The 11,021-nt window shown below is 41.5% G+C and carries 10 protein-coding genes; 2 read left to right on the top strand and 8 right to left on the bottom strand.

What is annotated here, in order from left to right; genetic code table 11:
* Positions 1-15: 15 nt before the first annotated feature.
* From ACQRBN_RS05465 to ACQRBN_RS05440, 6 genes are all read right to left on the bottom strand, one after another.
* The gene (locus ACQRBN_RS05465; protein WP_427737970.1) at positions 16-315 is read right to left on the bottom strand and encodes a hypothetical protein; all 300 of its coding nucleotides are present in this window, start codon (positions 313-315) and stop codon (positions 16-18) included.
* Positions 296-556: a hypothetical protein gene (locus tag ACQRBN_RS05460; RefSeq protein ID WP_023920501.1), complete on the bottom strand. Its 261-nt coding sequence runs from the start codon at positions 554-556 to the stop codon at positions 296-298. The genes ACQRBN_RS05465 and ACQRBN_RS05460 overlap by 20 nt, the downstream gene beginning before the upstream one ends.
* Positions 557-568: 12 nt before the next feature.
* Complete coding sequence (locus tag ACQRBN_RS05455) at positions 569-865, bottom strand: hypothetical protein (protein WP_044682078.1); 297 nt, start codon at positions 863-865, stop codon at positions 569-571.
* Between the two features lie 160 nt (positions 866-1,025).
* Entirely contained in the window at positions 1,026-5,276 is a 4,251-nt protein-coding gene (locus ACQRBN_RS05450) for a SpaA isopeptide-forming pilin-related protein (RefSeq protein ID WP_427737969.1), read from the bottom strand.
* Positions 5,277-5,560: 284 nt separating this feature from the next.
* Positions 5,561-6,496, bottom strand: coding sequence for a ParB/RepB/Spo0J family partition protein (locus ACQRBN_RS05445; RefSeq protein WP_055290558.1), 936 nt, complete (start codon positions 6,494-6,496; stop codon positions 5,561-5,563).
* Positions 6,453-7,277: a ParA family protein gene (locus tag ACQRBN_RS05440; protein WP_427737968.1), complete on the bottom strand. Its 825-nt coding sequence runs from the start codon at positions 7,275-7,277 to the stop codon at positions 6,453-6,455. Before ACQRBN_RS05440 ends, ACQRBN_RS05445 begins: the two co-directional genes overlap by 44 nt.
* A gap of 616 nt (positions 7,278-7,893) precedes the next feature.
* Here ACQRBN_RS05440 and ACQRBN_RS05435 point away from each other — a divergent pair.
* Positions 7,894-8,706, top strand: a complete 813-nt coding sequence (locus ACQRBN_RS05435) for an alpha/beta fold hydrolase (RefSeq protein ID WP_015512792.1) — start codon at positions 7,894-7,896, stop codon at positions 8,704-8,706.
* Positions 8,707-8,826: 120 nt separating this feature from the next.
* On the top strand, positions 8,827-9,303 hold the full coding sequence (locus tag ACQRBN_RS05430; RefSeq protein ID WP_015512791.1) for an MGMT family protein: 477 nt from the start codon (positions 8,827-8,829) through the stop codon (positions 9,301-9,303).
* Between the two features lie 93 nt (positions 9,304-9,396).
* Here the strand turns inward: ACQRBN_RS05430 and ACQRBN_RS05425 are convergent, their stop codons facing one another.
* Together ACQRBN_RS05425 and ACQRBN_RS05420 are read right to left on the bottom strand one after the other, a co-directional pair.
* A complete protein-coding gene (locus ACQRBN_RS05425) occupies positions 9,397-9,576 on the bottom strand; it encodes a hypothetical protein (RefSeq protein ID WP_117526579.1) in 180 nt (59 codons plus the stop codon).
* The gene (locus ACQRBN_RS05420) at positions 9,573-10,964 is read right to left on the bottom strand and encodes a zinc-ribbon domain-containing protein (protein WP_427737985.1); all 1,392 of its coding nucleotides are present in this window, start codon (positions 10,962-10,964) and stop codon (positions 9,573-9,575) included. Before ACQRBN_RS05420 ends, ACQRBN_RS05425 begins: the two co-directional genes overlap by 4 nt.
* Between the last annotated feature and the right edge of the window lie 57 nt (positions 10,965-11,021).

The following is an 11,021-nucleotide window of genomic DNA, read 5'->3' as shown; positions in this document are numbered from 1 at the left end:
TACTCTTGCACCTCCTTATCGCTGTTTTTCTCTGTTTCTGGTCTTGTTTTTTGACGGTTCGGATTGATTGATAGGTTCAACTTTGCTTCCATTAAGCTCCATTTTTTCAGCAAACTCGCATATATGATAGCAGCAATTCCCGACGTACAAATGATAGTCATCAATATACTTACACGCTCTGTCTGTTGTGTGTCCATCACGAAAAGTAATCCTGATTTTTCCACCATCGGGAATATAAAATTTTAAATTGTAATGACTGTCAATAAATCGAATTTGCTTTTCCTGCGGCTCTGCTCTATTCTCCTGTTGCTTCATTTTCCTTACCTCTCATTTTTGTTGCTTCATCAGAACCGCCGCCCAAATACGAAAAGAGTTTACCGGACTTTGTATTCTTCTGAAGCTCCATAATCACCCCCATATCAGGAATCGTGATATTCGGGATTTTCAGGATTGCTTCCATATCAAGCTGCTGCAACTTTTTCTCCGTATCACAACCGGAGTCAAAGAGTTTATTCAGCACCTTGACCTTATTCTGAAAAGTTGCTTTGTCTTTCACGAAAATACCTCCTTAGTTAATGTTGATTACAATAGAAATACTGCCACTCTGTTCTTCTTTCTGCGGATTACGTGAATACTCAGGAAAAAGGGACTGTACTCTCTGCCTTGCCCTGCGTATGGTTTCAAAACAAGGAAGTCCGTATGCTCGGTAATTAAATACAATATCCTCAAGTGGAAGATTTCCGGCAGGTATATATCCGTACCGATTGTAATAATGCAGAATGAGAAGCATATCATCATACCTCGACATCGGGCATTCCTTTAAGATTTCAAGCACTCGGCTCTCCACCGTTTTCTGTTGTTTCATAATGTTCCTCCAAAAATTAAAGGGACAGAGTTTTTACGCTCTGCCCCGACTGGTTAATGTTCGCTTGTTACTTACTTCTTACGGTTTTTAACCTGAAGAAAGATAAAGCCGCCGACAATAACGGCAACTAATGCGATAGCGATAATTGTCTTTGCTTCCATTACTCGTTACTCTCCTTTTTCTTCTTTTTGTGTGCAACAACAGAAGTTATAGCGATACCGACAGCAGAAAATCCGGCAAGGACATACCAAAGTTTCATATTGGTATCATCTCCTGTTTTCGGCGTATCTCTTAACTCATTGTGCATTTTTACAACGGCTGTTTCATCAAGTTTGATAGTAACATTCTGGTCGGCAGGTGTGATATATGCGGCAGACGCATTGTTTGCCACTTCTGATACGGTATATTCGCCAATACGAAGTCCCTTAATCACGATTTCGCCATTCTTATCTGTTTCAAATGTCATATCATACCCGTTTGCTCCGGTTACTCTGAACGCAAAACCTTTGACCTTACCGTCTGAAGATGTCTTGACGATTTTCAGTGTTCCACGCATAGCTTCATTGATAAATCCAACTCCAGCCTTATTCTCAACGGAATAAGTTGTTTCGTCTTTCTCAATGAAAACAGAGTATTCTCCCTTATCAAGCAGGAAGCCCTCCGGTGCTTTTGTTTCACGGACAATATATTTTCCGTAAAGCAGCTCTTTCATCTCATAAATTCCGGTTTCAGTTTCTTCAAGATTTCCGATAAGTTCATCTCCATCATCAATCTTTCCGTTCTCATTGGTGTCCTTATATACCTCAAAGGTTGCACCCGTAAGCTTGTTATCCGGATATTCAGCATCCACCTTCGTGAGTATGATATTGCCGTGAACATACTCATTGATAATCTCAATTTCAACTACCTGCTCGGCTTTGCTGATATTGACCTCATACGCTTTTTCATCAAGAACAAATCCCTTTGGCTGCTCGATTTCTCTTACAATCCATTTGCCATAAGGAACTTTTGCAAAAGAAAAACTACCGTCTTTTGCAGAGGTAGTCGTCATAAGTGCAGTATCCTTTGTAAATTCTGTTTCTTCGGCTTTGAAGATACCGATAACAGCACCCTCAAGTGCTTCTCCATTCTCGTCAATCTTCTTACCTGATACAGAACCATAGATAAGTTCATTCTTGATTTCTTTTCCGTCATTCACTTTGATTTCAACCGTTGCGGTATCCTGACCTGCGTATTCAAATACAACCGGATACTTCGTATCAGAGAGAATATAATGCTCATCGGTTGCAATCTCTTTGACATAGTATTTGCCAAACGGAAGGTCTGACTTCATAACAGCAGTTCCATTTTCATTTACGCTGACAATCTCAATCAGTCCATCAGTCGGAATAACTGTACCGCTTGCAGATACAATATCTTCTGCGGCATAAAGACCAAAGCTGATATTTTTGATTTCTCCGTTATCGCCAATACCAAATGTCTTGTCCTTTTCAATGGCTTTTGCAAGGCTTACCTGAACTTTCTGTCTTTCGTTATAGAACGATGTGGAAGTTTCGGTAACAGAGATATTCTGACCTGCGTAAGTAAGCTCAACCGTATGTGTTTCGCCACTCACTACCATTCCATAAGGTGCGGTAATTTCCTTGACCTCGTATTTTCCGAGATAAAGTTCTTTGCTCTTCACAAATCCATCGGAGCTTGTTGTGATAGTATCTACCACTTCGCCCTTTGAAAAGCGGAGTGTACCGTCCGGTGTACTAATATCTTCCGCAGCACGGACTTCATAAACTGCACCCTCAAGTCCTGCCACTTCATAAACAGGCTGATAAATAACATCACTGTCCTCAGAACCACTTACATTGACACCACTAAATACTTCTCCAGTCTTTTCAACCGTGATAGTACCTTTCTGTGCCATATTCGGCTTATTGACTTTCACAACAGTTACGCCGCCTTCCTCTGTGGAATTTTCTTCGGTAATATCAAAATATACCGGAGTATCATCAAGTACATATCCGTATGGAGCTTGTACCTCTACGATAGAATATCCCTTGCCGTAATCCAGTTTCTCAGGTGTGACAAGAGAACCATTTGCGTCGGTATAGAACACATCAATCGTGGTCGGTGTCGGATAAGTAAAGGTCATTTTAACCTGATTGCCCTGCGGGTCGTAAATCTTAAATCCTGCTCCTGCATACGGAATACTCTTTCCGCTTTCTGCGTCCACCTTGACTACATTGACAAAACTCTCAAAGTTACGGTTATTGATAAGATAACGGTAGGTCTGTGCGTTCTGCGAAATAAACACATCAAAATCGTCCATCATCTCTCTGCCTTCCCAACCGGAAGTCTGGTGTACGGTATAAATACCATACGGCATATCTTTTGTCTGACCGAAACCATTTTCATCGCAAACGATAGTATCTCTCTCGTCTTTATTGGCTGCGTCATAGCTTCCGGCAGATTTCAAATATATCTCAAAGGAAGCACCCTTTTCAGGAGTTTCAATCTTTGTTTCTCCATCGTCGGTATGTTTAATGATAGCCACATTGCCTTTGATTACCTGCTCGGTTACATCATTGGAAGTAAGGTTGTGTTCCACCTCATAAAGTTTCGGGTCTGCACCTACTTCATGGATAGTCTTATCAAGCAAATATCCCTCTGACGGTGTAATTTCTCGGATTGTCCAGTCGGTATCACAAACATATTCTTTGGTAGTGAACTGACCGTTTTCATCAGTAACATACTTATCTACAAGCGTTTCTCCCTTATAGATACCATAAACTGCTCCCGAAAGTTTGGCATTGCCCTGTGCTTCGCCTTTCTCAGCGTCGCTCTTTGTTACTGTTACAGTAAATTTCTTCAAAATGTTATTGAAGTTTCTTGTGGTTACTTCTTTCCACTTCACTGGTGCAGTCTGATTTTTTGGCACAACATAGCGGATAGCTGTGTCCACTTCCTCAAGAGTATATGGTTCAGAACCACTGATAAGCACATCTTTGAAAGTTGCCACACCGTCTTTGTCCGTAACTGCATACTGGTCAACAGCATCACCGGAAAGAGAAGTACCGAAAAGATGGAACTTCACACCTTCAACAAGGTTATCTTCCGAGGACTTCACTACCTGAAGGTCGCCACGCTTCAATTTGTTATTGAAAGTGACCTTTGCAACCTGCCCTGCTACAACAGTAACTCTATGTGTTTCCTGCGGCTCATACTTATCATATGCCTGCTCGGTTACAGTATAGATACCCGGCATAAGGTTATCAATCTGGAACTTACCGCCATTGGCTGTTGTAACTGTCTGATTGATACCGTTTCCAGTAATCGTGAAGTTAATACCGTCAACTTTTCCGTCCTCACTGGTCTTTACAATCTGACAAGAACCATAGCTGACTTTCATCTTCACATAACCGTTGATACTGTCGCTTACTTCCTGAGCATAGCTGACAACATCCTGCACACTGGAGTTCTGACCGTGTTTACCCTCTGACCATACAACCACACCTCTGCGGACTGCATTTTTCTTCGTTGCGGTAATGGTAAATTCCTTACTCGGTGCAGTATCCATAGAAACAGTAAGTTTGTTACCATTCACTGAAAAACTTACTCCACTGATACTTGCCTTGAAATTATACTTAGACAGCACATTATTGGAATCTGTCAGAGTAGTTGTGTACTTACTTCCGTTCCACTCAAGTTCTATTGTTTTTGCCGAACTGGATGATTTATTACAAAAGTTCGGTATGGTCGCATGGTTCTGGACACTCTGCACCATACTGTTGTAATAACTGAAAATTTTATTGCGGAGCGGATGCTTTGCATTGATGACATCTTTCACATTGCTGCAACCACTGGCTGCTACATGATTGAAGTTCGCATCACGCTCTCCGATAACAGTTTCCCAGATAAGAAGCTGTGTAGCATAAGCCTGTGCAATGCTGTTTGCTGCTACTTCATTCTGTGACCTCCAAGATGTCGAGATTGTCCCACGATAGCCATACTGTAAAATACGACCAACGAAAAGACGGATTTCATCTCCGGAAATAACCCCATTGGCTGCAAGGTTATTAAAATAATTTTCGTCATATTTATTCATTGTCTGACCGACCTTGAGCGAAATTCCCGGCTCAATACAATATGCAACATTGCCTGAGTATGAGCCAATAGCCTTAAGATTGGTAAAATTGGAACGTCCGGTATGCCAACCATTTTTCAAGGTCAAATTGCTGTGTCCCCATACCCCATCGTAATTAGCATCGCCATCACGAGGGAAATCGACCATATAGACATCAGCTTTTTCTCCCGAAGCAGCATATGCTGTTGTCGAGCCAATGCCTGCAAAAGTGGTCACACACATAAGGGTCGCCAAGAAAAGCGACGTGACTCTTTTGAATTTTGACTTTATCATTGCGTTTCCTCCTGTAAAATTGAAAAACACACCGTATTTCTACGATGTGCCTTTGTGGATTTTCTCTTACGACAAGATTTACCTGCCGAAAAACAAATGCGGATTTTTCGTTAATTTTTCATTTTAGCATACACCTCCAGTCTGTTCATACTGTGCGATTCCCCCTTAGAGATAGACATATACTTTGAGATAGTTATATTCAAGTGAGATAGTATATATCATTTTCGGTAGGTAAAAGTATAACTAAGGGGTTAGAGTGTGAGAAAGGGGAACTGTAAAACAGGCTATCTGCTGTCACGTTCTGCACGATTACGCAAAAACTTGTTGTAATGCTCCAATGCTTTGCAGACAAAATCCTCCGTCTGACTGACGGGAATGTTTTTCGGGATAAGCTGTCTTACTCTGTCGCCCCTCAACACGATTTTTTCCTTTTGGTTCGGCTTTTCCTCAGACATAACAGCGTGGATTGCTTCGGTTGTAAGGTTGCCCTCGTTGAATAACTTTCGCATACGGATTGTCTGGTCGTGTGACGGGGTTGCGTCATTCAAGTCGATTTCGTCAACCACATCACGCTGGCAATCTTCATCAAGATAAGAAAGTTCTACGGCAGGACGCATTTTAATACGCCCCTCATCAACAAATTCAAGCAGTTCAGGAACAAGGTTTGTCAGACGAATATAACGCTGTATTTGTGTTTGACTTTCTCCACTTTGTGCAGCAAGTTCTTCCCTTGAATAATTTTGTCCCACTGGGACTAAATTATTTTTTGTAGGTCTGCCTGCTTGTCTTTTCATTGCTTCCAAACGCATTTTATAGGCAAAGGCTTTTTCACTTGGCAATATCTCTGACCTCTGAAAATTACTCTCAACCATTAAAATGGTCGCTTCATCTCTGTTCAGGTCTACAATCTCACTTCTCAGGGTTTCAAATCCTGCCAGTTCACACGCTCGCTTTCGTCTGTGTCCTGAAACAAGTTCGTATCTGCCGTCCTCTTTCTGCCTTACCGTTGCCGGAGTAATAACCCCTCTTTCCTTGACACTCTCCACAAGCTGCATCATATCCTCATCATCCCTGACCTTAAACGGGTGGTCGGGGAAATCATCAATCAGCTCCAACGGAATATCTCGGATTTTTGAAAGCTGTTCTTCATCTCTCTGTGCCTGAGTGGTAAATAAATCATCGAGCTTCGTGAGAGTGAAGTCGCTCTTTCTTCCTGCCATCGGCTAACACCTCCTTTGTAAATTCAGCGTATGCCTTTGACACTGTGCTGTTTGGCTCATAAGCATAAATGCTTTTGCCTTTTGAAGAAGTTTCTGCGGCTTTTACGGCAATCGGAATTTGTGTTCGATACATTCTTATCTGATTACCGAAGTTTGCCCTGAGTGCTTCCACCGTACTCTTTGCAAGGTTTGTTCGGCTATCCACCAAAGTAAGCAGCATACCGTCTATCTTAATATCAGGATTGATATACTTCTTTACTTTTGAAATGGTCTGCACAAGCTGTGTCATACCCTTTGCAGGCAAATACTGAGCCTGAACCGGAATGATAACACTGTCTGCCGCCGATAAAGCATTGAGAGTAACCATACCAAGTGAAGGCATACAGTCTATAATTACATAATCATATCTGTTCTTCACTTGACTCAGATAGTTCTTGAGTGTAGTTTCTCTGCTCATTGCGTTCATAAGGTTAAATTCCATTGCTGAAAGTTCAAGGTTTGCCGGAACAAGGTCAACACCTTCTTCGTGGTGCAGGATACCAACCATAGGGTCTGTCATCGTTTCATTGATTACATCTGTGAGTTTCGTTGCAAGCGTGATACCCAAGCCGTCTGTATCCTGCCAGCCAAGACAAGTCGTTAAATCGCCCTGCGGGTCTGCGTCTACGAGCAATACTTTCTTGCCCTGCATTGCAAGCCCGACTCCAAGATTAACTGTTGTGGTGGTCTTTCCGACTCCGCCTTTCTGGTTACATACGGAAATCGTTTTGCAGTTTGACACTTCTTTTTGCCCTCCTTTCTGAAAATTCATAGCCACCGCATTATGGCTATGTACCTGACCGACTCATTTCCTAATCGGTCATAGCAATATTTGTTCTCAACACCCCTTGCCAAGCAAAACGCTTATGGGAAGTCACTAAGGAACAGACTGCTTATCTGTATCATAGGATTCTAACCTCTGCCGGGTACTCCGCCAGCTCCGTAGAGAAGTATCATTATCATTCTGACTGTCATCGCCATATCAGGGGCAACCCGATACTCATAGCCGGAGTTCTCGCTATTCTGAAATACAGAAATCACGGCGTACCTGCTAAAGTAGCTATCATCAGAAATAAAGTCTTAGTGAATGACTTATTCAATTTTCAAGTGAAAAGGCTTCCGGTTTTGCTATCCGGAATGAACCCCTTCACTCATTTGGACAAAGGTGTATGAAATGCACACCCAAAATCGCTACTTTTGAAAAAATTTCTTGAAAAAATTTTTTCTGAACGAAAAAAAGCCGCCTATTTTCCTCAAAATTGAGGTCAATAGACGGCGGGTAGAAATATTCACAATTTTGGTGTATAATATGAAATCCAGAGAAAAACAAATCGGAAGTTATGGAGGAGAAAACAACAATGAAAGAAAAGACATATCAGACTCGTTGCGGAACAATCCACTACTGGACAAGCATATCAAGCCTGAATGCAATTACCCTTGTTTTTTTGCCGGGATTGACCGCTGACCATAGATTGTTTGATAAGCAGATTCTGTTTTTTGAGAAAAAGTATAATATTGTGGTGTGGGATGCACCGGCACACGCTACCTCATGGCCGTTTCGGTTTGATTTTGATTTGTTCGATAAAGCAAAATGGTTGAACGAAATTTTAAATCAAGAAGAAATCAACAAACCTGTCATTGTTGGACAATCTATGGGTGGATATGTGGGGCAGGCTTATGCACAACTCTATCCAAACCAGTTGAAAGGTTTTGTTTCCATTGACTCTGCACCGTTGCAACGAAAGTATGTGACTGCGGTTGAAATCTGGCTTTTGAAGCGGATGGAACCGGTATATGCTCATTATCCATGGAAGTGGCTACTGAAATCGGGAACGGAAGGTGTTGCCACATCTGTTTATGGCAGAAATTTAATGCGTGAAATGATGCAGGTTTATGACGGTAACCAAAAGCGTTATGCACAAATTGCCGGACATGGCTTTCGTATTTTGGCAGAGGCAATGGAAAAGAATCTGCCGTATGAGCTTAAGTGTCCAGCTTTGTTGATATGCGGTACACAGGATCATGCCGGTTCGTGCATACGGTATAACAAAGCGTGGCATAGAAACACGAAAATTCCTTTAACATGGATTGAAGGAGCTGGACATAATTCTAATACAGACAAACCTGAACAGATAAATAGTTTGATAGAAGAATTTGTTACAAATATTTAACAATAGACAACTTCCAGTTTGTCGAACACATGAAAATTTGAAGTTTCGTAAGGATTTTTAAAACTGTCTCATTGTATGGTTTCGTTTATTAAGATATGATTGGTTTGGAGGTGATACATTATGGCAAATGAAGATAAAAAAGATTTTAATGCTATGCTTATGGATAGCAAGGATATGCCAAAAGTTCAAATCATAACAGATGAAAAGAGCATCGAAAAATATGGTGGAGATAAAATGTATTTTGCCCCACCTATTGACTACGACAAAGTAATGCGACTTGTGCCTTGTGGAAAATTACTTACAGTAGGTACAATAAGGGAATTCTTTGCTAAACAAAATGGTGCTGATTTTACAGAGCCAATTACAGCTGGAATTTTTGTTTCGATAGTTGCATGGGCGAGTTATCAGCGTGCAGAAGATAAAACCCCTTATTGGAGAACATTAAAAGCAAAAGGGGAATTAAATGCAAAGTATCCAGGAGGCGTTGAGGCACAAAAGGAGATGCTTGAAAAAGAGGGACATATCGTAATCCAAAAAGGTAAAACCAATATTAAGTATTATGTTAAGGACTACGAAAAAGCATTATTTACATTGTAATAGATAATGTGAAAATTCCAGTTTGTCGGACTTACTACTTACTCTACAATAATCAAAGACCGCTTACATCCTGTAGGCGGTCTCTTTTCTTATTCAGAAATATTTGATTTTGAGCTTTCTTTTCTTGGCTGACATTACCTTGCAGAGAACATCGTCAACCCCGTCGGTATATCTGCCTTGTGCTATCAGGCTGTTCTTCAAACGGATAAGTGATTGTATTACTCTGCCATATTCGTCATCATTAAGATAGATATGGAACTTTTCTTCTCTCATAGTCTTTTCCTCCATTCATTAAATTTTGCTCTGATTACCAAAACATCTGCATCAGTGTCAGAATAAATAAAGATATGTACGCTTTTGAAAACTGCTTTTACTCTGTCGGAATATTCCGCTTCCGTTTCGGTTGTCTTAAAAGGGAGTTTAACGAGTTTTATATTTCGCTGCTTGCATAAGTGGCTTTTGAGAACCTCCATCTGTTCTGAGCCGCTCGTAAATTCTATCGCCAGCTTTTCTGACGGAATGTAGGTTTCAAGTGGTATTCCTAATAGTTTATCTGAACCGAGCTGCACTTTTAATCCTTTTTGATTTGCGTAATAGGCAACAGCCAAGCCGGGGAACACGGAGCGATATTGGCTTTCGCATACGGTACATTTTCCTTTAAGAATTGTTCTGTCGCTGATTTTTGCTTTCCAAGAGTGTCCGAGTGAACATTTCCACCACGCTCTCTTTGCTGAAGTTCGTGATACTTGTGTCGGTTTCAATTTATTCTGTTCATAATCCCATTCGCTGAGAAGCTGACTGTCTGTGGTCGCCAAATCATTATATCCGGCAAGGACTTCTCTCTCCGCACAAACAGGGCATACCGTACCTTTCACACGGGCATTGATAACTGATTTCCACTCGTTACCGCATTTACCGCATCTCCACCAGACATTTTTCCTCGACTTTGCATTTACTTCATCAGGCTTCAATGGTAAGTTCTTCTCCGACCACTCAGAAGCAATTTCAGGGTGTGTTGTCTGCAAATCGTTAAACCCTTTCAGGAATATGTACCCACTGCAATACGGGCATTTACTGCCACCGGAACGGGTAGAAATAAGGGTGTTCCACTCTCTGCCGCAATCCTTACACTTCCACCAAGCCTTACGATTGGCAAAGACCGTAACCTGCGTTGGAAGTGTCGGATAATTTCTGTCCGACCACTCGGCTGCTATATCCGGCAGAAGTGTTGCAAGGTCATTAAATCCTGCCAACACTTTATTATGGGAGCAATACGGGCAACCAGTTTTATTTATTGTCCTGCTCTTAACAGCAGCTTCCCACTCGTGTCCTTTTTCACATCTCCATATCACTTTCTTATGAGAACCAATAGAAACTTCTGTCGGTTTTATCTTATTCTTTTCCGACCACTGCTTTTCCAGTAGCGGCTCTAATGTCGCCAAATCGTTAATCCCTGCAATCACTCTCGCACCGGAACATATAGGGCATTTTTCTCCATTGGAACGAGCCTTAATGCTTGTCTGCCATTCGTGACCGCAAGCACCTTTCCACCATACTTTTTTATTTGAACCGAAAGTAATGTCATCAGGTGTAAGCGGTAAGTTCTTCTCCGACCACTCCGAAACAAGCTCCGGATGTACTTCTGTTAAACTGTTGTTCATAGCCAAACCTCAACCTCCTTGTGCTTAGAGTATATGAAGTTTTGGCTTTATCTAGTA

It is taken from the genome of Bariatricus sp. SGI.154, assembly GCF_050313795.1.
Classification (GTDB): domain Bacteria; phylum Bacillota; class Clostridia; order Lachnospirales; family Lachnospiraceae; genus CAMBRQ01.
The sequence above is the reverse complement of the archived record's forward strand: the minus strand, read 5'-3'. Positions and strand labels throughout refer to the sequence as shown.